The organism is Streptomyces sp. NPDC033229, assembly GCF_055576875.1.
In genome coordinates, this window is the sequence record NZ_JBVIQR010000037.1 from 1 (window position 1) to 20,942 (window position 20,942).

General features: G+C 70.9%; 19 protein-coding genes and 2 pseudogenes. 11 read left to right on the forward strand and 10 right to left on the reverse strand.

Going from position 1 to position 20,942, the window contains the following annotated elements; all coding sequences use genetic code 11:
- Nucleotides 1–78 precede the first annotated feature (78 nt).
- Complete coding sequence (locus ACZ53N_RS27555) at nt 79–945, reverse strand: leishmanolysin-related zinc metalloendopeptidase (protein WP_469143503.1); 867 nt, start codon at nt 943–945, stop codon at nt 79–81.
- Between the two features lie 735 nt (nt 946–1,680).
- Between ACZ53N_RS27555 and ACZ53N_RS27560 the strand changes: the two are divergent.
- A pseudogene (locus ACZ53N_RS27560) lies at nt 1,681–1,995 on the forward strand (allantoin permease); the annotation flags it as partial.
- Between the two features lie 164 nt (nt 1,996–2,159).
- Here ACZ53N_RS27560 and ACZ53N_RS27565 read toward each other — a convergent pair.
- Nucleotides 2,160–2,444 carry a hypothetical protein gene (locus tag ACZ53N_RS27565; protein WP_469143504.1) on the reverse strand — a complete coding sequence of 95 codons (285 nt, stop codon included), beginning with the start codon at nt 2,442–2,444 and terminating at the stop codon, nt 2,160–2,162.
- Nucleotides 2,445–2,484: 40 nt separating this feature from the next.
- Entirely contained in the window at nt 2,485–3,171 is a 687-nt protein-coding gene (locus tag ACZ53N_RS27570; RefSeq protein WP_469143505.1) for a helix-turn-helix domain-containing protein, read from the reverse strand.
- Here ACZ53N_RS27570 and ACZ53N_RS27575 point away from each other — a divergent pair.
- A complete protein-coding gene (locus ACZ53N_RS27575) occupies nt 3,165–4,055 on the forward strand; it encodes a terpene synthase family protein (RefSeq protein ID WP_469143506.1) in 891 nt (296 codons plus the stop codon). The genes ACZ53N_RS27570 and ACZ53N_RS27575 overlap by 7 nt on opposite strands.
- Nucleotides 4,056–4,178: 123 nt before the next feature.
- On the opposite strand, the pseudogene ACZ53N_RS27580 reads toward ACZ53N_RS27575, so the two are convergent.
- Nucleotides 4,179–4,322 (reverse strand): annotated as a pseudogene (locus ACZ53N_RS27580) (peptidoglycan-binding protein); the annotation flags it as partial.
- A 317-nt stretch (nt 4,323–4,639) separates the two neighbouring features.
- On the opposite strand from ACZ53N_RS27580, the gene ACZ53N_RS27585 reads away from it, so the two are divergent.
- The 4 genes from ACZ53N_RS27585 to ACZ53N_RS27600 all read left to right on the forward strand — a co-directional run bounded on the left by ACZ53N_RS27585 (nt 4,640) and on the right by ACZ53N_RS27600 (nt 8,178).
- Nucleotides 4,640–5,002, forward strand: coding sequence for a tyrosine-type recombinase/integrase (locus ACZ53N_RS27585; RefSeq protein ID WP_469143507.1), 363 nt, complete (start codon nt 4,640–4,642; stop codon nt 5,000–5,002).
- A 29-nt stretch (nt 5,003–5,031) separates the two neighbouring features.
- On the forward strand, nt 5,032–6,648 hold the full coding sequence (locus ACZ53N_RS27590) for an alpha/beta fold hydrolase (RefSeq protein ID WP_469143508.1): 1,617 nt from the start codon (nt 5,032–5,034) through the stop codon (nt 6,646–6,648).
- A 32-nt stretch (nt 6,649–6,680) separates the two neighbouring features.
- Nucleotides 6,681–7,325, forward strand: a complete 645-nt coding sequence (locus ACZ53N_RS27595) for an MBL fold metallo-hydrolase (RefSeq protein ID WP_469143576.1) — start codon at nt 6,681–6,683, stop codon at nt 7,323–7,325.
- Nucleotides 7,326–7,398: 73 nt separating this feature from the next.
- Nucleotides 7,399–8,178 carry an exodeoxyribonuclease III gene (locus ACZ53N_RS27600; protein WP_362214820.1) on the forward strand — a complete coding sequence of 260 codons (780 nt, stop codon included), beginning with the start codon at nt 7,399–7,401 and terminating at the stop codon, nt 8,176–8,178.
- A gap of 70 nt (nt 8,179–8,248) precedes the next feature.
- On the opposite strand, the gene ACZ53N_RS27605 is transcribed toward ACZ53N_RS27600, so the two are convergent.
- Nucleotides 8,249–10,114 (reverse strand): SGNH/GDSL hydrolase family protein, encoded by a 1,866-nt coding sequence (locus ACZ53N_RS27605; RefSeq protein WP_469143577.1) that lies wholly within the window; start codon nt 10,112–10,114, stop codon nt 8,249–8,251.
- 148 nt (nt 10,115–10,262) lie between these two features.
- Here ACZ53N_RS27605 and ACZ53N_RS27610 point away from each other — a divergent pair, with 148 nt between their 5' ends.
- Nucleotides 10,263–10,703: a DUF6278 family protein gene (locus ACZ53N_RS27610; protein ID WP_469143509.1), complete on the forward strand. Its 441-nt coding sequence runs from the start codon at nt 10,263–10,265 to the stop codon at nt 10,701–10,703.
- Between the two features lie 297 nt (nt 10,704–11,000).
- Here the strand turns inward: ACZ53N_RS27610 and ACZ53N_RS27615 are convergent, their stop codons facing one another.
- Nucleotides 11,001–11,750, reverse strand: a complete 750-nt coding sequence (locus ACZ53N_RS27615) for a GntR family transcriptional regulator (protein WP_370422339.1) — start codon at nt 11,748–11,750, stop codon at nt 11,001–11,003.
- Between the two features lie 197 nt (nt 11,751–11,947).
- On the opposite strand from ACZ53N_RS27615, the gene ACZ53N_RS27620 reads away from it, so the two are divergent.
- Genes ACZ53N_RS27620 through ACZ53N_RS27635 form a run of 4 tightly spaced genes read left to right on the forward strand, consistent with a single transcriptional unit; the run spans nt 11,948 to nt 15,188 of the window.
- Nucleotides 11,948–12,691, forward strand: coding sequence for an amino acid ABC transporter ATP-binding protein (locus ACZ53N_RS27620; RefSeq protein ID WP_469143510.1), 744 nt, complete (start codon nt 11,948–11,950; stop codon nt 12,689–12,691).
- Between the two features lie 18 nt (nt 12,692–12,709).
- A complete protein-coding gene (locus ACZ53N_RS27625) occupies nt 12,710–13,654 on the forward strand; it encodes a glutamate ABC transporter substrate-binding protein (RefSeq protein ID WP_469143511.1) in 945 nt (314 codons plus the stop codon).
- Nucleotides 13,655–13,683: 29 nt separating this feature from the next.
- Nucleotides 13,684–14,328, forward strand: coding sequence for an amino acid ABC transporter permease (locus ACZ53N_RS27630; RefSeq protein WP_469143512.1), 645 nt, complete (start codon nt 13,684–13,686; stop codon nt 14,326–14,328).
- On the forward strand, nt 14,325–15,188 hold the full coding sequence (locus ACZ53N_RS27635; RefSeq protein WP_469143513.1) for an amino acid ABC transporter permease: 864 nt from the start codon (nt 14,325–14,327) through the stop codon (nt 15,186–15,188). The genes ACZ53N_RS27630 and ACZ53N_RS27635 overlap by 4 nt, the downstream gene beginning before the upstream one ends.
- Before the next feature lie 183 nt (nt 15,189–15,371).
- Here the strand turns inward: ACZ53N_RS27635 and ACZ53N_RS27640 are convergent, their stop codons facing one another.
- The 4 genes from ACZ53N_RS27640 to ACZ53N_RS27655 form a co-directional block, all read right to left on the reverse strand.
- On the reverse strand, nt 15,372–16,967 hold the full coding sequence (locus tag ACZ53N_RS27640; RefSeq protein WP_469143514.1) for a CocE/NonD family hydrolase: 1,596 nt from the start codon (nt 16,965–16,967) through the stop codon (nt 15,372–15,374).
- A gap of 175 nt (nt 16,968–17,142) precedes the next feature.
- Complete coding sequence (locus tag ACZ53N_RS27645; protein ID WP_469143515.1) at nt 17,143–18,333, reverse strand: globin domain-containing protein; 1,191 nt, start codon at nt 18,331–18,333, stop codon at nt 17,143–17,145.
- 94 nt (nt 18,334–18,427) lie between these two features.
- Nucleotides 18,428–18,889, reverse strand: coding sequence for an RrF2 family transcriptional regulator (locus ACZ53N_RS27650; protein ID WP_469143516.1), 462 nt, complete (start codon nt 18,887–18,889; stop codon nt 18,428–18,430).
- Nucleotides 18,890–19,000: 111 nt separating this feature from the next.
- Nucleotides 19,001–20,908, reverse strand: coding sequence for a trypsin-like serine peptidase (locus ACZ53N_RS27655; protein ID WP_469143517.1), 1,908 nt, complete (start codon nt 20,906–20,908; stop codon nt 19,001–19,003).
- Between the last annotated feature and the right edge of the window lie 34 nt (nt 20,909–20,942).

Sequence of the window (20,942 nt, forward strand, 5' to 3'; positions counted from 1 at the left end):
CGTCAACGTCATCTGGGCACTCATCCGTGACCGACGGTGCTACCAAGTGGTACCGCCCGTCACCTCCATGGCTTGACTTCAGCATTGGGAAGCGGTGACCAGGCTGTCCGAGGGCAGCACGGTCGGAATGGTGGGCAGCACGATGCCGACGTCGATGGGGGCGATGTGCGTCCGCAGCTGGCCCTCCTCGGCGAGCGCCAGGAGGCTGGGCAGGCTGTAGTCGTCGGCGGCCTCCAGGTCCACCACGTAGCCGAGGTCCCTCAGGCCCCCCGCCGTCATACGGCTCAGCGGATTGGGCGCTTCCTTGACGAACCCGGTCATCAGCTCGTTGGCGAACACCTTCTCCCTCCAGTGCGCGTCGCGCGTGCCCGGCTGCCCCTCGTTCTCCACCGGTACCGGCTTGAGCTGGTCCGCGCCCCTCAGCTTCCGGTATTCCTCCTGGGCCTGCTGACCACGGAAGACGGGATTGTCGCCGCCGACGCCCTGGACCAGCCCCTTCTTCAACGCGGGTGCGGTGACGAGGCCGACGACGTGCCCCATCTCGTGGGTGATCACATCCACCAGTGTCCCCTTGGCCTGCATGCTGGCCAGGTCGTCCTTGTCGAAGGACATGATGCCCGTCGCGGGAAGGAACTCCCCGGGCCCGTCGGCCGGTCTGAGCAGCCCCGGTCCCGCCTGCCCCAGGATGGTTCCCGGTCCGTCGATGGTCGCGCCCTGGGCCCGGATCAAGAGGTCGTCGATGATCCTGCCGTTGACGTTCACGTCCGGCAGATCTCCCACGATGACCTTGGCCCAGCGGTCCGCCGCGGTGGCGAACGCGGCCTTCTGGGCCTCGTTCAGACCGCCGAGGAACTCCACCTCGATCGTGTACGGGGATGTGGTCGAGGCGAGTTCGCGGGCACGCGCCTCGTCGGCTCTCGCACAGTAGGTCTCGTATTCAGCCATGATCTCCCTCCTCCACGGAAGGGCCTCCGCGGCCGCACCGGAGCACCACAGGAGATGCCTGCGGAAGCAGGGGCCGTGCGGGGAGTTGTCCATGGAGATCGGCTATGTGTGCCTCATGCGGCGAGGGCAAGCTCTCAACAGGTCCCGATCAGGCTTCGACAGGCCCCGGCACATCGCGCATCGGCTCTACGCTGTGTCGTCTCGCTGACACGGCGGCCGTCGATGCTTCCCGAGCAACGGTCGGGTCGCCGCCCAGTACTTACTACGCTACGCTCCCTCGCCCGCGTATCAACCCAGAAGAGGCCGGAGTCGAGGTGGCCGCCGCCCCCGCCCCGACGGGGGAATCGCCCTTCACGTGGCCGTGCGGTGCGGGGAGCTGCACCGCGTGTGCGAGCGCCAGGGTCACCTCGCGCACCACGGCCGCCGACGAGACGTCCAGCAAGGGCCGCGGCCATTCCGGCTCGACTGCCCCGAGTGCGCGCAGACCTGATCGGACCGGCGGCGCGAAACACTCCCTTCATGCACGAGGGGCGAGCCGGAAACACAGCCTCCTTAGCCTTCCGGGCATCCGCGAAGCCCTTGCGGTGACACCGCGCCCGGGAGGCACCATGAGTACCGAGCCACGGCTGATGGAGAACGACAGCCGTCGACACGCTCCGCGTGCGGGGGGCGCCCCCGACCACGCGGCCGAGGAGACCTTGGAGGACTACACCCTCCGCTTCGCCCCGCGTACTCCACGCCTGGGGCGACACCCTTCAGCCGTACTCGCCGGTCGCGGCGGCCCTGATCGCCTTTGTCCTCACGCCGCTGATGGCCGTACTGACCAAGGGGCGCTACTACCTGCGCCGCGCCACGGACGGCATCGACGAGCCACTGCTCGACGAGGACGGCAACCCGAGCGCCACCCTGCACCAATGCCACGTATGCCGCCAGGAATTGGAACGCCCCGACGTGGCGGCCTGCCTGACGCACGGAGCTGTCGTCTGCTCCCTGTGCCTCAGCACCGACAAGATCGGCGACCATGTGCTCCCGGCGGCGCCCACCGGATGAAACGCCGTGGACAGCCGCCCACCCCGCCTACGTCGGCCCCGAGGGATCGAGGCGCACGAGCGCGCCCGCGGTACGCGGGCCGCTCGCACCGCTCTGCACGTCATGGAAGGGGGTAGGCCTCCAGCGAGCGGCGTGGCCGCCCTGTCCCCGCCCGGGGGAGTCGCTCAGATCGGACCGAGCAGGTCGGCGTCCAGGCGCGGTCCGACCACACCACGCACGACCAGCCATTGGGTCAGCTCTTCAAGCCGGAGAAGCGGGACCTGGCCGCCCCATGGCGGCCAGTCCAGGCCGCCGCCGCTGTGATGTGTCAATTCACCCAGTACTGTTCCCAGTTCGCCCCGAACCGTGAAGCTCACATCTCCCCAACACATGCAGTCGAAGGGGCTGGCCGACAAATCGACTTCCAAAAGGCCGGCCAGCTCGGCGATCTCACCGAAGCCGCCCACCATGACCGACCGCTCGCTCCCTCGCGGCCACCGAGGGGAGACCTCAATGGAACGGGCAGCCGCCCACAAGGCATCGACCCGCCGCAGTCCGAATGACCTCACGTGCCTCTCCTGCCTTGGTCCTACTCCTCGCCAAGAGGATATGGCGTGGAAAACAGGGCTCGGCTCGGCCCACTCGCGTATCGCTGTTCCTACGAACGGCACCGGCCCGTCGTCGGCACCCGTGTCCACCTGGTCGGTGTGCGGCTGCATCGCTCCGGACGGCCTCGCGGGCCGGCTCCGGGGCCGACCAGCGGGCCGGCGGCACCCCACTCCCGGCGGGCAGCTGGCAGGCCGGCGCCTTGACCTGGGCGGTCTGCAATGCAGTGAACGTGCGCGGGCGGCCGGTGCGCTTGCGGTCGGCCGGGCCCGGTAGGCCGTGGCCGGCGAACCGGCCCCGCCAGGTGCGTACGGTGTCCAGGAGCAACCCCGTCTCGCGGCAGATGCGCGCGTTGGAGCGTCCACGCGCGGTCTGCAGCACGACCTGCGCGCGCAGGCGCAGCCGGTACTCGGTCCTGTGTCCGTAAGCCAGCTTCTTCAGCCGCTCGCGCTCTTGGGCGGTCGGGGCTATCGGGAGGGCAGCGGCAACAGGCAATGCGCACGAACCGATCGGGAGAAGCGGATCAAGACGGGCGGGCCGTAGCCTGCCGCGTGGGCTCCTGGCCCGTTGGGCAGGATGGCCGCATGTCAACCGACGGTCAGTTCACCCTGCCCTCACTGACGTTGCCCTTCCCTCAGCAGATCCACTCAGGAGCCGTCGCGGCTGCCGCTCACGCCCGCGCGTGGGCGAACCGTATCGGTCTCTACGCCACCCCGCAGGCGGCCGACCGCGCCCACAGCCAGCAGTGCGACCAGTTCGCAGCATGGGTCTACCCCACCGCGCCTCGCGACCGCCTGGAAACCCTCGCCTGCCTGGACCTGATGATGTTCCTCGACGACGACCATGCCGACGAGGGTGTCCTGCGACCTCATCCCCTGACGGCCTCCCCGCTGCTGGAGGACATCGAAGAGACTATGAGCCCAGCCTGGCGGGCACGATTCCGCACCCACCTCGCCGACTGGGAGCACGCCAATATCCAGTCCGGCTCCCGCCGCGCCCGCGCCGGCCCTCCACCGGCCTTGGACGACTACGTTCCCTGGCGGCGCATTTCCTCCACCCTGATCTGGCACTTCGATCTCGTCGAATACGCCTGCGGTCAGGAGCTGCCCGACGCCTTTCTCTCCAGCGACCTGCATCGCCGCCTGGTGGACAGCGCGGCCGACATCACTGCTTGGACGAACGACCTGTTCTCCGCGCCGAAGGAACTCTCCCAGGGAGAGCAGTGCAACCTTGTGGCGGTCCTCGCCCATCACCACCAGATCAGCGTGCAGGACGCCGCCCAGTTCACCGTCGCCCGGATTACCGACCGCGTCCAGGAGTTCCTTGCCGCCCGCACGGCCTTGAAAGCCCAAGCCAACGAGAGTTCGGCCGCCGCCAACGCTCTCCTGGAGTGGACCGACAGCCTCGGCCGGTGGGCAGGCGGTAATCTCGGCTTCTGCATGATCTCCGGCCGCTACCCGGCGCAGTGCCCCTGATACAGGGGATGAAGGTGCCCATGATCTTTCAGTTTCCGTAGGCGACCTTGTGGAGCAGGGTCCCAGCCACGGCGGCCGATCGCCGGGTCGTACGGCTGGCCGGTCGTGTAGAGATTCCGGGTCCGGCAGAGACTCCTCGGCGATCACCGCCCGCAGCACATCACCGTCGCCACGCCCAGCGTGGTTCGCCCGGCCGTTGCCGATCAGATAGACCGTGCCGTCCTTATCGATCACCTCGTGACACAGCGGGCCCCGAAGCGGCCAGTGGGAACGCTGCATGCTCGAACGCCAGCAGGCACGTTTCTCTGCCCCACGCGTCTGCGCCGAGATTGCCGCTGCGGTCGTCCAAGACGTACCGCGTACGCGGGAAGCTCGGGCACATCCGGCTCCAGGAACTCACCGAAGACCACGTGGTTGATTGGATGCGACGGGCGCTCCAGCGAGGGCGTGCACGCGGCGTGAAGGCGGGGTACGGGCCTCGGGGTGACCTCCGTGGACATGAGCCTGGCCAGGCTGAAGCACGCCCTGAACCGGGCCGTCACGCGCCGCCTGGTGACGGTGAGTGTGGCGAGCGACGTGCCGCGATGAAGGGGGACCGCCTGTACGCGCCGCTGCTGCTTTCCCTGATGGGGGCTCCGTCCGGCGAAGGGGACGAGAGCGGCGGGTACGTGCTCGTGGATGAAGTCGGCGCCGCGCTGAACGGTCGGCAGCTCCGGGTGCGGGCCTACAACATCATGGACGAAAACGGCCTTCGCAGAGCACGTCTGTACGATGCTCGGGCGTCGTGCTTGACCTACCTCGGGAACAACGGGGTGCCGGATCACCTGCTTGCCATGTGGGCCGGGCACACGAACGTGAAGACGACCAAGAAGTGGTACGTGAAACCGGACGTGGCGGACCTGCTTCCAGCAGCGGAGGCATGGGGAGGTCTCGCGGGGGGCGTGTGACAGATCGTGACAGATGAAGGTGTGAACCCGTGAGCGAGACCAAGATCGATACGCTGCAATACCGCTCTGACGGGCCAGAAGACGCCCCGGTCCTGGTCCTGGGACCGGCCCTCGGTACTACATGGCACATGTGGGACCGGCAGGTCCCGGAGCTGGCCCGGCACTGGCGGGTGCTGCGCTTCGACCTCCCCGGTCACGGCGGCGCCCCCGCCCGGCCGATCGGCTCCGTCGGCGATCTCACCGATCGGCTGCTGGCCACCCTCGACGGGCTCGGCATCGAGCGCTTCGGCTTCGCGGGCTGCTCCATCGGCGGCGCGGTGGGTGCCGATCTCGCCCTGCGCCATCCGGGGCGCCTCGCCTCCCTCGCACTCGTCGGAACCTCTGCCCGGTTCGGCACCGCCGAGTCCTGGCGGCAGCGCGGCGACGTGGTCCGCACGAGCGGCCTCGACCCCATCGCGCGGTCCGCGCCCGAGGCGTGGTTCACCCCCGCCTTCCTGGCCGCCCAGCCCGCCATCGTGGAGTGGGCCGTGCAGATGGTCCGCACCACCGACCCACTCTGCTACATCGCCGCGTGCCAGGCACTGGCCGCCTTCGACATCCGGGACGACCTGGGCCGTACGGGCTCTCCCGCGCTGGTCCTCGTCGGGGCCGAGGACCAGGTCGCCCCGCCCGCCGACGCCCGGGTGCTGGTCGCCGGTATCCACGACGCGCGGCTCGCCGTCGTGCCGGCCGCGTCCCACCTCGCGCCGGTCGAGCAGCCGGCGGCCGTCACCGACCTGCTGGTCCGTCACTTCACGACGGCGTGGCAGAGTGCCCCCACGCCTGCTGCGGGCACCGTACAGGCGGGGCCCGTCGGCCCTCGGACGCCTGCTCCCGCCGGTGCTCAGGCGCCTGTGCCGAGCGGGCCGTTCGCGGCAGCCGCACCCGTCGGGCTTCAGTCACGCGAACCGGCCGGCCCCATCGCGGCGCCCGAGCAGACCCCCGCAGCGGGCCCGCCCCCGGTGCCGCAGCCCGCTGCCGAGCCGACCGTCACGCCGCCGTCGGCCGTGACCCCGGCCCCGGCCCAGGGCGCCGGCCCCTTCGCAGCGCCCGCGTCCGCCGCCTCCATCCCGCCGTCCGTGCCGGCCCCCTCGGTCCCCGCCCCCGCCGTGGCCGGGCATCTGCCGGCCGACGCGGGCGACAACCCGTACGCCACCCCCGCGGGCCCCAACCCCTACGCCGCCCCCGCCCCCGCGACCGCCCCCGCCGCGGACGCGGACGCGGACGCGCACGCCACAGGCGTCCGCGTCCGCCGGGAAGTGCTCGGCGAGGAGAGCCCGAGGGACCCGGAGGGCTTCGGGGCCGAGTACGACGACTTCGTCACCCGCGTGGCGTGGGGCGGGACGTGGGCACGCCCCGGGCTGGACCGGCGTACCCGCTTCCTCATCACCCTGACCGCCCTCACCGCGGGCGGCCACCTCGACGAGCTGGCCCGGTACCTGCGGGCCGCGCTGCGCGACGGCGTCGCCGCGGACGAGATCAAGGAAACGTTCCTGCACGCCGCCCTCTACTGCGGTCTCCCGGCGGCTGACGCCGCCTTCGCGGTGGCCGAGCGCGTCGTCGCCGAAGAGGACAGCGAGCCGGCCAAGCCCGCCCCGGAGGCGTAGCGGGACGGGGTGGAAGGAGCAAGATGGGTTCCATGAAGCTGACCAAGAACAGTCACGCATGCGTTCGGCTGGAGAAGGACGGCCGCACGCTGGTCATCGACCCGGGTGCCTTCAGCGAGGAGGACGCGGCCCTCGGCGCGGACGCGATCCTCGTCACCCACGAGCACCCCGACCACTTCGACGAGAACCGGCTGCGGGCGGGCCTGGAGGCCAATCCGGCCGCCGAGCTGTGGACGCTGCGCAGCGTCGCGGACCAGGTGTCGGCGGCCTTCCCCGGCCGGGTGCACACCGTCGGCGAGGGGGACACCTTCACCGCCGCCGGCTTCGACATCGAGGTCCACGGCCAGCTGCACGCCGTGATCCATCCCGACATCCCGCGGATCACCAACGTCGGGTACCTCGTGGACGGTTCGGTCTTCCACCCCGGCGACGCGCTGACCCTGCCCGGGCGGCCGGTGGACACCCTGATGCTGCCGGTCATGGCCCCCTGGAACAAGGTCTCCGAGGTCATCGACTACGTACGGGAGGTCAAGCCGCGGCGCGCGATCGACATCCACGACGCCCTGCTCACCGACCTCGCCCGGCCCGTCTACGACCGGATGCTGGGCCCGGCCGGGCCGGGAGTCGCGGGGGCGGACCACTCCCGGCTGGCGCCCGGCGAGACCGTGGAACTCTGACCGCCGCCGGTCCGGGGCGGGGCGCCACCGCCACCGGCCGGTGACTGTCACACCCGGCCGTTAGGGTTGGCCCATGCGCATCGCCACCTGGAACGTGAACTCGATCACCGCCCGTCTCCCGAGGCTGCTGGCCTGGCTGGAGAGCAGCGGCACGGACGTGCTGTGCGTGCAGGAGACCAAGTGCACCGCCGAGCAGTTCCCGACGGACGAACTGCGCGAGCTGGGCTACGAGGCGGCGGTCAACGCCACCGGCCGGTGGAACGGGGTCGCCCTGCTGTCGCGCGTGGGCCTGGAGGACGTGGTGACGGGCCTGCCGGGCGGCCCCGACTACGAAGGCGTCCAGGAGCCCCGCGCGATCGCGGCTACCTGCGGGGGCGCCCGCGTCTGGTCGGTCTACGTGCCCAACGGCCGCGAGATCGGCCACGACCACTACTCCTACAAGCTCCTCTGGCTCGAGGCGCTGCGGGACGCGGTCGCGGCCGACGCGGCGGCGGAGCGGCCGTTCGCCGTGCTCGGTGACTACAACATCGCCCCGACCGACGAGGACGTCTTCGACCCCGCCGTCTTCGAGGGCGCCACCCATGTCACCCCGGCCGAGCGCGCCGCGCTCGCGGCCCTGCGCGACACCGGCCTGTCCGACGTCGTGCCCCGCCCGCTGAAGTACGACCGTCCCTACACCTACTGGGACTACCGCCAGCTGTGCTTCCCGAAGAACAGGGGCATGCGCATCGACCTGGTCTACGGGAACGCCCCCTTCGCCGGTGCCGTCAAGGACGCCTACGTGGACCGTGAGGAGCGCAAGGGCAAGGGCGCCTCGGACCACGCCCCGGTCGTCGTCGACCTGGACGTGTGAGCCCGGACGCCCACGCCCCTCGTTCCCTCGCCCCTCGTTCCCCCGCCGCGCACCCCGCCGGGCCGGACCGTCAGACCAGCACGCGCAGGTCGACGGAGTCGGCGAACGCCTTCATCCCCGCGTCGTTGGGGTGCAGATGGTCGCCGCTGTCGTAGGCCGCCAGCATCCGGTCCGGCTGCCGCGGGTCGCGGATCGCGGCGTCGAAGTCGAGGACCGCGTCGTAGCCGCCGCCTGACCGCACATGCGTGTTGATGGCGGCGCGCCGGGCCTCCGCCGCCGGGGTGCAGTCGTAGAAACCGCCGCAGGGCGCGATGGTCGACACCACCACCCGCATCCCGCGCGCGTGGGCGCGCTGCGCGATGGACCGCAGCCCGGCGATCACCTGATCGGCGGACGTGCCGGCGCGGATGTCGTTGACGCCCTCGAAGACGATGACCGTCCGGGCGGCCGTCTGCGACAGCACGTCGCGCTCCAGCCGGTGCACGGCGCTGACCCCGCTGCTGATGGTGCTGGTCCCGTTGCCCGGGTAGCGGTCGCCCACGACGCGGTTGCCGGAGATGCCGTGGTTGAGCATCCCGAACCGGGGCACCTCGCGCTGTTCCCGGAGCCGCCGGGCGAGCTGGTCGGGCCATCGCCGGTTGGCGTCCGCCGTGGAGTTGCCGCCGTCGGTGATCGAGTCGCCGAAGGCCACCACCGAGCCCGGTCCGCCGGTGACGTCCACGCCGGTCAGCAGCGGCCAGCCGCTGAGCTTCTGGCCGTAGGCATCCGCGCCGCGGTCGCCCGTGCGGTCGCCGCTGCCGTCACCGCTCAGATACGAGACCTGGTTGCTGTAGCTGTGTACGGGCACGGCCCGTACTGTCCCCGGCAGATGGATGCTCACCAGCAGATTCGTGCCCGGCGGTACCCGGAAGCCCACGGGGTCGCTGAACTGCTGGGCCCCCGCCGGTACTTCGGCCCCCGCCCGGCCGCCGAAGGTCAGGGCCCGCGGTTTGCCGGCCGCCGTCGCGCCGCCGCTTTGGACCGCGACGCTCGCGTGCCCGATCCGCACCGGCGTCGCCGCGAAGGTGTTCTCCAGCCGGATCCGGGTCCGGGGCCCGCCCGCGCTGCTGTGCACGATCAGCCGTAGCGTCCGGTCGGTCCAGGGCCCCACCGCGATGTACCCGGAGGTGGACGCCGCCCAACTGCCGGTCCACCCGTTCGTGGGGGTGCGCAGCGCCGCCGAGAGGACGTGCAGATCGGTGGCGGGCCCGGGGTCCTTCGGCAGGACGACGGCAGTGATCTCCCGGCCGCGTGCGACGGGCACGGTCACCGCGTACAGCCGGGCGGTCTCGGAGCGTTGGCCACCCGGGGCGTTGACGTGGGGCAGCCCCACGGCCTTGGTGGTGAGTGGGCCGCCGCGCCAGTCCGGCGCGGTGAGCGTGTACGTACTGCTGGAGCCGTCGCGGTAGCGCACGGTGCCGGTGCCGGTGGTGTCGCTGCCGGGGCCGGCCTTGGCGCTGCCCGCGACGAGGAAGGTGAGGGCGTCGCCCCGGCCGCTCAGCTTCAGGCTCTGCCCGGCGGCCCGTACGTTGTCCGGCCGGCCGGCGGCGGAGGCGGGCCAGCGCAGCCGGGCCGTGTCGATGGCGAGTGCGCGCCCCGGCGTCCAGCCGGCGGCGCGCAGGTCCTGGGCGGAGAGGGAGTTGCCCGCCCCGTCGAAGTCCGCCTTGCCCGGGCGGGAGTTGTCGCTGATGGCCGTGTTGTCGAAGAGCCGCTCCAGGGGGAGCGGCTCTCGGGGTGCGCGTGCGGTGTCGGCGAGTGCGGGGGTGGTCGCGGCGGCCACGGCAGCGGCCGCCACCGTCGCGACGATCCCCGTCGTCGTCCACCGTCTGTGCCGGTCGCGCCGTCTGCCGTGTCGATGGCCGCTGTGGTCCTCGCCGAGCCGCGTTGATCGGAGCATGCGTGTCATGCCTCCCAGCGTTCCCCGCACTGTATGTGGCGGGATGAAGCTAAGGAGACGTATGGGCAACGTCAAGGAGGCCAACCGGCCACGTCGCGCACCGCGCGCCGGTGGTGCGGCCATCCGAACGAATGCGATCCTGGCCGGTATGAACATTCCTTTCTGGGACAGCTGGCGCAAGCGGCACGGGCCCGCGCACGGCGTGGCGCTGTCGGGCGAGGCCGACCGGGACCCGGCGGGGCTGGCCGAGTTGCTGTCGGAGTGCGAACTGCTGCGCGCGCACGCGCAGTCGGCCGGGGTCGCGCTCGACGACGCGCCGTCGTCCCTGGAGGAACTCGACCAGTTGCAGCCGCGCTGGCGCGACGACCCGGAGCTGCTGCCCTGGCTGGGCAACGACGCGGGGCTGTATCTGGGGACGGTCATCGTCCGTACGGTCACGGGTGCGGGGTGGCGGATCTGGCCCAACGGGCAGCCGGTCGTCCGGCTCGCCAACGGCCGGGAGATCGACGTGGTCGAGGCGGGCCAGGCGTGGGCGGCGGACGGTGCGCCGGAGCTGTCGCAGCTCTACGCCGAGCTGTCGGAGCACTGACGCACCCGCCCGGACCCCAGGGTCCTGACGCACCCGCCCAAACCCTGGGGCCCCGACGCACTCGCCCGCGTCGTACGGCCCCGACGCACCCACCCGGGCCCTAGGGTGTGTCCGCGAAGTCGCGCCTGGCCCGCGACGCCTGGCACGCACGCTCGCTGCGTTGTCGGGCCCGCCCGAGTACGCCCGGTACGAGGGCGACCCTCCGCCTTGCGATCGCACGCCCCAGACGCCGCGGACCACGCCCTTCGGGCGTACGCCGCGACTTCGCGGACACACCCTACGGCCCGGCCCGCCGCTTCAGCCGATGATGAACGGAATGTCGTACTCCAGCCGCCAGCGGTCGGCGCGCACCACGATGTCGGAGGTCTCCACGGCCCGGTCGTCGCCGTCGAAGTGGGTGCGCTCGACGACGGTGACGCAACTGCCGGCCGCGCAGCCGAGCGCCTCGGCCTCGGGCGTGGTCGCCGGTCGTGAGCCGACGAGCTCCCGCGCCCGGACGACCCGGACGCCGATGGCCGCGAGCCGGCCGCGCACCCCGCGCCGCGCGTAGGGTCCCCGCTCGGGGTGGGCGACGTCGGTGCCCTCGGTGATGGTGAGCGGCTCCCAGCTGGTGGCGAGCTGGACCGGGTGCCGGTTGGCCAGGTACTCGTACTGGGTGCACAGCACCGGCTCGCCCGGCCCGATGCCCAGCCGCTCGGCGATCGGCTCCGGGGCGGGCGTCTCGCTGGAGGATGCCTCCCAGGTCAGCGCGGTGTCCCGGGCGGTGATACGGGCGGCGAAGGGGGAGTCGACCGCGCCGGTCGAGCGGAGCAGGGAGCCCAGCGGCGCCCGGTCGGTGACGAACACGCCCCGCCCGAACTGCCCTTCCGCGTATCCGGCGGCCTTCAGCACCCGCACCGCGCGGTCCACGGTCTGGTCGCTGGCCGCGTAGGTCCGCTTGAGCTCGGAGCGGGAGGGTATGCGATCGCCCACGGCGAGGGAGCCCTCGTCGATGCGCTGCCGCAGATCGTCCGCGATGCGCTGGTAGACGGGCCTGCTGTCGCCCACGCCGGGCTCCTTTCCCCCCACTGTTCCCCCCGTCGGCCCCCACAGGCTAGGTACCCAGGCTCCATCTGTGTACCTAGGGCAAATGGCGGTTAATGCAGTGTGAATACCCGTATGTGTGCGTGTCTCCAGTGAAGTCCCGTATTGAGCTGGATAGTTTGCGTCGACTGCGAGACAGCTGAGAGTGGGTAGGGCTGGGTATGGCCGTCGATCCGTTGATCGAACTGCGTGACGTCAATAAGCACTACGGAAAACTGCATGTTTTGCGGGACATCAACCTCACGGTCGGCCGGGGGGAGGTGGTGGTGGTCATCGGCCCGTCCGGCTCCGGGAAGTCCACGCTGTGCCGGGCCATCAACCGGCTGGAGCCCGTCGAGTCCGGCACCATCCTGCTCGACGGACAGCCGCTGCCCGAGGAGGGGCGGGCGCTCGCCAAGCTCCGCGCCGAGGTCGGCATGGTCTTCCAGTCCTTCAACCTCTTCGCGCACAAGACCGTGCTCGCCAATGTCTCCCTCGCCCCGCTCAAGGTCCGTAAGCGCGGAAAGGAGGAGGCCAACAAGCGCTCGCGCGAGCTGCTGGAGCGGGTCGGTCTGCTCGACCAGGCCGACAAATACCCCGCCCAGCTCTCCGGCGGCCAGCAGCAGCGCGTCGCGATCGCCCGCGCGCTCGCCATGGACCCCAAGGCGCTCCTCTTCGACGAGCCGACCTCGGCCCTGGACCCGGAGATGATCAACGAGGTGCTGGAGGTCATGCGCCAGCTCGCGGCGGACGGCATGACGATGGTCGTCGTCACCCACGAGATGGGCTTCGCCCGCTCCGCCGCCAACCGGGTCGTCTTCATGGCCGACGGCCGCATCGTGGAGGACCGCACCCCCGAGGAGTTCTTCACGGCCCCCGAGAGCGAGCGGGCCAAGGACTTCCTCTCCAAGATCCTCAAGCACTGAGCGGGGGGTACCGTGCTCATGAGACGCAATGGCACGCGGCAGCGTGACCTCGGGCGCACCCGCCGGTGCGCCGCGGCCCTGGCGCTCGCCGGTCTGGCCCTGCTGGCCGGTGCCTGCGGCAAGGAGGGCAGCCCGCCCGTCAAGGGCCCGCAGCCCGACCAGCTGCCCGACTACCACGTCGACACCGGCTTCCAACTGCCCGCCTCTCCCACCTGGCGGAAGGCGAAGAACCGCGGCCACCTCGTCGTCGGCGCCAAGGAGGACCAGCCCTACCTGGGCGAGAAGGACCCCGCCAGCGGTGCCTACTCCGGCTTCGACATCGAGATCGCCCGGATGATGTCCGCCTCCCTGGGCTTCGACCCCAAGACCATCGCCTTCCGCACGATCGCCTCGGCCAACCGGGAAACCGCCCTCCAGAACGGCCAGATCGACTATTACGTCGGCACCTACACCATCAACGACCTGCGCAAACGCCAGGTCGGCTTCGCCGGGCCGTACTACATCGCCGGTCAGTCGCTGCTCGTGAGGGCCAAGGACACCGACATCGACGGCCCACAGGACCTGGACGGCGAGAAGGTCTGCTCGGCCGCCGGCTCCACCCCGCTGCAGCGCATCGAGCGCGAATACCCCAAGGCCGTCGCCGTCGCCTACGACACGTACTCGATCTGCGTGGACAACCTGCTCAGCCTCCAGGTGGACGCCGTCACCACCGACGACAGCATCCTCATGGGCTACGCCGCCAAGGTCCCCACCGAGCTGAAGGTCGTCGGAAAACCGTTCTCCAAGGAGCCCTACGGCATCGGCGTCCCCCGCGCCGACAACGCCCTGCGCTTCGCCCTCGACGACGCACTCGTGGCACACGAGAAGAACGGCGACTGGAAGAAGGCGTACGACGCGACCCTCGGCCTGTCCGGAGTGCCCGCCCCACCTCCGCCGCCCGTCGACCGCTACCCGGCCGGCTGAGGTCGGCACGACACCGGTAGGTCCCCTCGATGAACGTACTCACTGACAACTTCTCCCTCTACGGCAAAGGTCTGCTCGGCACCGTCGAGCTCACCGTCTACGCCTCGCTGCTCGCACTGGTCCTCGGCTTCGTGATGGCCTCCTTCCGGGTCGCGCCCGTCGGCTCGCTGCGCGTCTTCGGCACGGTATGGGTGGACGTGCTGCGCAACACCCCGCTCACGCTGCTCTTCTTCGCCGTGCTGCTCGGCCTGCCGCGCTTCGGTGTCGTGCTGCCCTTCCAGCTCTTCGCGGTCCTCGCCCTCGGCTGCTACACCTCGGCCTTCATCTGCGAGGCGGTGCGCTCCGGCATCAACACCGTGCCCACCGGACAGGGCGAGGCGGCCCGCAGCCTCGGCATGACCTTCGCGCAGACACTCGGCGACGTCGTCCTGCCGCAGGCCTTCCGGTCCGTCATCCCGCCGATCGGCTCGACGCTGATCGCGCTCGCCAAGAACTCGGCGATCGCCGGTTCGTTCAGCGTCACCGAGCTGCTCGGGGTGTACAAACCGCTCAACGAGATGGGCTACAGCATCATCTGGTCCTTCATCTGGATCGCCGTCGGCTATCTGATCGTGACCCTGACCATCAGCGCGATCTTCAACGTGCTGGAGAAGCGCTACGGAGTCGCCCGATGACCAGCACCGCGTTGTACGACGTCCCCGGCCCCCTGACCCGGCGTCGGCACCTCGTCTACGGTCTGGTCTCGACCGCCGTGATCCTCGGCCTGCTCGGCTGGATCCTCTACCTCCTCTTCGACACCGACCAGTTCACGACCGCGAAATGGCGGCCCTTCGAGTACGAGGGCATCCAGGAACTGCTGCTGCGCGGCCTCGGCAACACCCTGAAGGCCTTCGCGTACGCCGCGGTCCTCGCCCTCGCCCTCGGCGGGCTGCTCGCCTGCGGACGGCTCTCGGTCCACCGGCCGCTGCGCTGGGTGGCCACGCTCCTCGTGGAGTTCTTCCGGGCCATGCCGGTGCTGGTGATGATCTTCTTCATCTTCGTCGCACTCAAGGTGCAGCCGCTGCCCGCCCTCGTCGCCGGGCTCACCCTCTACAACGGCTCCGTGCTCGCGGAGGTCTTCCGCACGGGGGTGAACTCCGTCGAGCGCGGCCAGCGGGAGGCGGCGTACTCGCTGGGCATGTACAAGACGCAGGTGATGTCCTTCGTCCTGGTGCCCCAGGCGCTGCGCGCCATGCTGCCGACCATCATCAGCCAGCTCGTCGTCGCCCTGAAGGACACCTCGCTCGGCTTCCTCATCACCTACGAGGAGTTCCTGCACGCCGGCAAGCTCATCGCCGGCAACCTCGACTACGACCTGCCGTTCATCCCCGTCGTGATGATCATCTCCCCGATCTACATCGGGATGTGCATGCTCCTGTCCTGGTTCGCCCACTGGGTCTCCAAGCGGCAGAAGCGCAACCCCAAGACGGAGGCGGTCGACGTCGCCGACGCCGAGCCCGGCACGTTGTTGCCCGGCGCGGGCCCGCAGGGGTAACCCCGGCCGCCGGTCCTGGCGGGCGTGTGCCTGGCCCCGCGGGCCGAGTCGTGTGCACCTCCGCTGCGCGGCGGTGTCCTCGATCGCCGGACGGGCTGCTGTGCTCTGTCCTCAGGCGCCGGCCGGGCTGCTGTGCTGTGTCCTCAAGCGCCGGACGGGCTGGTTTGGCTGAGGTCGGCCCGACTACTCCCGGACGGGGATCGACAGCGAGGAGGGGTCGTCCTTCGGGGAGGAGAAGTCCAGCCGCGCGCCGTCCGGGTTGTGCTCGATGTAGAGCGGGTCCACCGTGTCGACCACAAGCGCGAGCCGGTGGCCGGCCGGGACGTCGTAGGAGGTGGCGAGCAGCTTCAGATCGACGCCGAAGGGCTGCCCCGGGGCCTTGTCGTGGAAGGTGTAGGGGGCGTGGCTGACGAGCTTGCCCACCCCCAGCGGGCCCACGTCGTAGAGATAGGCGACCACCGTGCCGCTCTCCTTGTCGCTGGTGAGCGTGGTGTGCAGCCGCGCGCTGCCCCGCACGCGCTGCACCGCGGCATAGCGGTCGGACTGCCACACGGCGGCGAACGCCCGCGGCAGCAGCGGCACCGAGACCATCGGCGGCAGCTTCAGGAACTGGTCGAGGACGTTGGACAGCAGGGCCGTGCCGCCGTTCGCGCCCGAGTCGACGCCCGCGCGGATGCTTCTGCCGCCCTCCAGCGGCAGGGTGCGCCGCGTCCGCTCCACGGCCGCCCAGTCGGGATAGGACTCGTAGCCGCCGCCGGTGCGGGACTTCAGCTGGACGGGCTGCTCGCGGTCGATGCCGTTGGCCGTGCCCTTGAGGTGGTGGTCGAACCAGCGGTGGGCATTGGTCCACACGTCGTTGGGCAGCCCGAACAGCCCGGTGCCCTCGGCGGTGGCGTGGTCACCGGGGCGCAGTTCCAGCCGCTTGGGGCCGGTGAGCCGCTCGTAGAACTTCGCGTACTGATCGGGCGGGAAGACCGTGTCGCCCCAGGCGTTGCCCATCATGATGGCGGCGCCGCCCGCGTTGATGTCCTTGAGATAGGTGGCGGGGGAGCGCTTGGCACCCCAGTCGAGCATCTCCTTCTCCTTGGCCAGGTTCGAGCCGAGGAAGTCCTTCAGGATCCCCTGCAACTCCTCGCCCGGCCGCCCCGTCAGCGCGCCCAGGCCGCCCAGCAGTTCGGCGGCCTGACGGTGCTGGGTGCGGTCGCCGTAGATGGCCTCGATGAGGTCGGCCCAGCCGCTCATCGCGACCACGGCCTTGATGCGCTTGTCGAAGCCGGAGGCCAGCAGGCTGATGCCCGCCCCGTACGAGATCCCGGCCATGCCGATCCGCGCCGGGTCGGCGGGGGTGTGGGCGAGCGCCCAGTCGATGACCTTGGAGGCGTCGGCGATGTCCGGCGGCCCGGCCGTCTCGATCTTCCCGCCGGAGAGCCAGAAGCCGCGCGAGGTGTAACTGACCACCACGTAGCCGGAATCGGCGAGCTGCTTGGCCTGGGCGAGGTATTCGAGCTGCGGCATGGCCCAGCTGGTGGGCAGCACGAGCACCGGGTAGCGGCGTGAGCCGTCGGCGTCGCGCGGGGTGAAGACGTTGCCCTTGAGGGTGATGCCGCCGGAACCGGGTATGTCGGTGAACCGGACGTTCGCGGAGCCCGCTTGCGGTGCCACGGCGGCGGGCCCGCGCTGCGGGGCGGCGAGCGCGGGCCCGAGGGAGGTGAAGGCGAGCAGCGCGGCGCAGGCGGCGCCGACTGCCGTGGTGCGCAGGGCCTGTCGAGGGTGTCGCACGGGCACTCCTGACGTCGGTGCCGTGGGGGGTTCGGTACGGCACGCCGATGCAAAGTGACCCGACGGTAACCTCGTTTGTTTACCCGGGGTAATAGTTGTGTGAGTTACGCATGGGTAACGATTGATCGTCTCGGACTGGCTGGATTCTTGCGGCTGTTGGTACGGGTGTGGGGGGTCACCCGGCCTCGCCCAGCCACAGGTCGGGGCCGAAGACCTCGTAGTGGATGTCGGCGGCGGCGACGCCCGCCGTCAGCAACTGGGCGCGTGCCGAGCGGAGGAAGGGAATCGGCCCGCAGAGGTAGGCGATGGTGCCGGCGGGGATGTCGAGGCCGGAGAAGTCCGCCCGGCCGGTCCGCTCGGCGGGCCAGGGGCCCTCCGGCTGCTCGTACCAGACGTGCGCGACCGCGTTCGGGAGCTTGTCGGTGAACAGGGCGAGGTCCTCGCGGAAGGCGTGGGTGGCCTCGCTGCGGTCGGCGTGCACGGTGATGATCCGACGGGTCGAACCGGTGGCGGCGAGGTGGGAGAGCATGCCCGTCATGGGCGTGCAGCCGATGCCCGCGGAGGCGAGCAGTACGGGGGCGTCGCCGTCGGCGAGCGTGACGTCGCCGAAGGGGGCGCTGACGGTCAGGTGCGCACCCACGCCGACGTGGTCGTGGAGGTGGTTGGACACCTCGCCGTCCGGGGCGCCGGTGACGCGCTTGACGGAGAAAGCCAGGGCGTCGTCCGGGTGGCTGGAGAGGCTGTATTGACGGATCTGCCGGGCCCCGTCGGGGAGTTCGACCCGGACGGAGACGTACTGGCCCGGGCGGGCGGCGGGTATCGGACGGTCGTCCAGCGGCCGGACGAGGAAGGTGGCGACCTCGGCGGTCTCCGTCAGCCGGGCGACGACGCGGCAGGGGATCCACACGTCGCCGTCGGGGGCGCCCGCCCGCTCGTACAGTCGGGCCTCGATGGCGATGAGGGCGTTCGCCATCAGCCAGTACACCTCGTCCCAGGCCGCGGCGACCTCGGCGGTGATCGCGTCGCCGAGCACCTCGGCGATGGCGGCGAACAGGTGCTCCTGGACGAGCGGGTACTGACCGGGCGTGATGCCGAGCGAGGCGTGCTTGTGGGCGATGCGGGAGAGCATCGCGTCGGGGCGGACCTCGGGGTGCTCGACGAGGGCGGTGGCGAAGGCGGCGATGGCGCCGGCGAGGGCCTGGCGCTGGCTTCCGTTGGCCTGGTTGCCCCGGTTGAACAGATCGCGCAGCAGCTCGGGGTGGGCGGCGAACAACTTGTCGTAGAAGAGCGGAGTGATCTCGCCGATGGCCCCGCCGACGGCGGGCAGGGTGGCGCGGACGATCTCGGTCGACTTCGGGGACAGCATCGGCGACTCCTGTCGTTCAGGCCTGAGCGCTTAATTGGCATCTCAGACTCGTATTTAAGGATGTGCGGAAGGGGGGTGGGGCTCGATGGGGCCCTCAGTCCTCCGGGCGGGTGCTGAGGCTCAGCAGGACCGGGCCGGCGGGTTCGGCGATCAGATCCTCGATGGTGATCGGGTCGAGTGCGGCGAAGAACGCCTCCTGTGCCGCGCGCAGGGCGCCGCGCAGTCGGCAGGCGGACCGCAGGGGGCAGGGTGGATCGTCCTCGCAACCGACGACGTCGCCGGCCCCCTCCAGCTCGCGCACCAGCCGGCCGACCGAACCCGTGCGCCCGGCGGTGGTCAGGGCGAGTCCGCCGCCCCGGCCCCGGCGGGCCTCGAGGACCCCGAGGTGCTGGAGCCTGCTGACCACCTTGGCCGCGTGGGTGTACGGCACGCCGACCGCGCCCGCCACCTCGCGGGTGGTCGGTGCGGCCGTGTCCGCGGGGCCCGCTGCGCCTTGGGTCACCGCCAGGCGCATGGCGATGCGCAGGGCGATGTCGGTGCTCTTGGTCAATCGCACACGTGCACCGTAACTAATTGGATTCCAGGAATCCAATTAAGTGCGGACCCGCGACGACAACGGGCCGGCCTCCCCGGACGGGGAAGCCGGCCCGAGGGCAGGGGCTGTGGATCAGCCGACGAGCTGGACCTCGGCGTGCGTACCGGCGGCGTCGACGCCGGTGTACATGCTGAGGTTGCCGTTGGTCCACCGCACGAGGATGTCGTTGAGGCGGCTGCCGGGGGAGAAGGACCCCACCGTGATCACGTCGGCCTTGGTCCACGCGGACTTGGCGGGCCTGATCTTGATCTCGCCGTGCAGACCGGCGGCGTCGACGCCGGGGTAGATGGTGCCCTCGCCGTCGCTCCAGCGGACCATCAGGTCGCCCGTGCCCTTGCCGGTGAACTCGCCGGCGCTGATCTGGGTGGCGTTGGGCCACGTCGAGTTCGCGCCGACCAGCTGGGTGTCCTTGCTGATGGCGTTGGTGTCGACATCCGGGTACAGGGTGACCGAGCCGTTGGCCCAGACGACGAGCATGTCGTCGCGGAGCGCGTTGGCCGTGTAGCGGCCGGAGGTGATCAGCTTGGCGTTCTTCCAGGTGGCATTGGGGTCGGACAGCTTCTTCTCGTCGTGGAAGCCGCCGCGGTCGACGTGGGTGTACTCGGTGAGCTCACCGTCGGACCAGCGCACGAGGAGACCGTCGGTGCCGTTCTCCGTGAAGCGGCCGCCGCTGATGGTGCGCGCGTACTGCCATACGCTGCCCGGACCGGCGAGCTTGACCTCGGCGGAGAACGGGTGCTTGGCGTCCTTGGTCTCGGCGCCTTCGAAGAGGCTGGCCGAGCCGTCGGCCCACACCGCGATCAGATCGCCGCGGCCACTGCCGGTGAAGTCACCGGCGGCCGTCATCTTGGCCTGCTGCCACTTCTCCGAGCCACCGAGGGAGAACGGCAGCTGCGGCTGGCGGTACGGGCCGGGGTCGGAGTGCCGGCCGTGCTCGGCGTCGTCGTACAACTGGAAGAAGCGGTCGCCGTACATCGGGCTGTAGCTGATGCGGTTGTACATCGGGTCGCTGCTCGGCACGGCGGGGCCGCCGCCGTTGTAGCCGCCCACGTTGCCGATGATCTCGCCGGTGCCGGTCGCCCGGTCGATCTTGGAGAACCAGGGGCCGCCGGAGACGCCGCCCCACATGCCCGCGCAGTCGATGCGCATCTGGTTGAAGCCCGGCAGCGCGGCCGTCGGCGTGGTGCACTGGACGGGAAGGTCCTGCGGGTTGTGACCGACCGAGGGGTAGCCGATCACGGTGGTGGTGTTCTCGAAGCCCGGCGTACGGGCGAGGGTGCTGCCGCCCACGACGTCCTGGAGCTTCTTGCCGTCGTTCTCCTTGACGCGCGCGAACGCGAAGTCCAGGTCCGACTCGGGGCCCTTGGCGTTCTTCCCGTAGCTCTTGTCCGCGAACCACTCCTCGACCGGCCAGATCCCGTACGGCTGGTTCTGGAGCGACTTCGTCGGGTCGTACTGCGGGACGAACACCGCCTTGGAGTTCTGGCAGTGGCCCGCCGTCAGCATGAGACTGCGGGTGCCGCTCTGCACCGCGCTCGCCGAGCAGTAGTGCGCGCGCATGTCCTTGTCGACGGCGAAGAGCATGCCGACGGACTTGATGCCGGGGAAGTGCTCGGAGGTGTCCGGCTTGGCGCCCGCCAGCGACCGGGCCTTCGGCGCGGCCTTGGGGGTGGCGGTCGTCGCGGGCTTGGGGGCGCGGCCGGAGGGGTCGGTCGCGGAGGTGATGCGCTGCGGGGTCCAGAACCGCAGGGCGTCCTCCACCGACCAGTCGCCGCCCTCGACGGCTTCGGTGCCGGTGCCGGTCCGCGGCTTCGCCGTGGGTACCGCGCGGGTGGCCGAGGGGCTCGCACCGGGAGTCGCCTTCGGGCCCGCACCGGGGGTCGGCGCGGTGGCGGCCGTCGCGGTGGTGCCACCGGCGACGGTGAGGAGGGTGCCGCAGGCCGCCGAGACGGCGAGACGACGCAGGCGTGACGTACGCAAGAACAGATCTCCGATCAGGAGGGTGGGGGTCATA

What these genes read in the sequence shown, in the direction of transcription:
- ACZ53N_RS27555 (WP_469143503.1), bottom strand. Translation starts at nt 945, where the DNA reads ATGGCTGAATACGAGACCTACTGTGCGAGAGCCGACGAGGCGCGTGCC.
- ACZ53N_RS27565 (WP_469143504.1), bottom strand. Translation starts at nt 2,444, where the DNA reads ATGGTGGGCGGCTTCGGTGAGATCGCCGAGCTGGCCGGCCTTTTGGAA.
- ACZ53N_RS27575 (WP_469143506.1), top strand. Translation starts at nt 3,165, where the DNA reads ATGTCAACCGACGGTCAGTTCACCCTGCCCTCACTGACGTTGCCCTTC.
- ACZ53N_RS27585 (WP_469143507.1), top strand. Translation starts at nt 4,640, where the DNA reads ATGAAGGGGGACCGCCTGTACGCGCCGCTGCTGCTTTCCCTGATGGGG.
- ACZ53N_RS27595 (WP_469143576.1), top strand. Translation starts at nt 6,681, where the DNA reads ATGAAGCTGACCAAGAACAGTCACGCATGCGTTCGGCTGGAGAAGGAC.
- ACZ53N_RS27600 (WP_362214820.1), top strand. Translation starts at nt 7,399, where the DNA reads ATGCGCATCGCCACCTGGAACGTGAACTCGATCACCGCCCGTCTCCCG.
- ACZ53N_RS27605 (WP_469143577.1), bottom strand. Translation starts at nt 10,114, where the DNA reads ATGCTCCGATCAACGCGGCTCGGCGAGGACCACAGCGGCCATCGACAC.
- ACZ53N_RS27610 (WP_469143509.1), top strand. Translation starts at nt 10,263, where the DNA reads ATGAACATTCCTTTCTGGGACAGCTGGCGCAAGCGGCACGGGCCCGCG.
- ACZ53N_RS27620 (WP_469143510.1), top strand. Translation starts at nt 11,948, where the DNA reads ATGGCCGTCGATCCGTTGATCGAACTGCGTGACGTCAATAAGCACTAC.
- ACZ53N_RS27625 (WP_469143511.1), top strand. Translation starts at nt 12,710, where the DNA reads ATGAGACGCAATGGCACGCGGCAGCGTGACCTCGGGCGCACCCGCCGG.
- ACZ53N_RS27630 (WP_469143512.1), top strand. Translation starts at nt 13,684, where the DNA reads ATGAACGTACTCACTGACAACTTCTCCCTCTACGGCAAAGGTCTGCTC.
- ACZ53N_RS27635 (WP_469143513.1), top strand. Translation starts at nt 14,325, where the DNA reads ATGACCAGCACCGCGTTGTACGACGTCCCCGGCCCCCTGACCCGGCGT.
- ACZ53N_RS27645 (WP_469143515.1), bottom strand. Translation starts at nt 18,333, where the DNA reads ATGCTGTCCCCGAAGTCGACCGAGATCGTCCGCGCCACCCTGCCCGCC.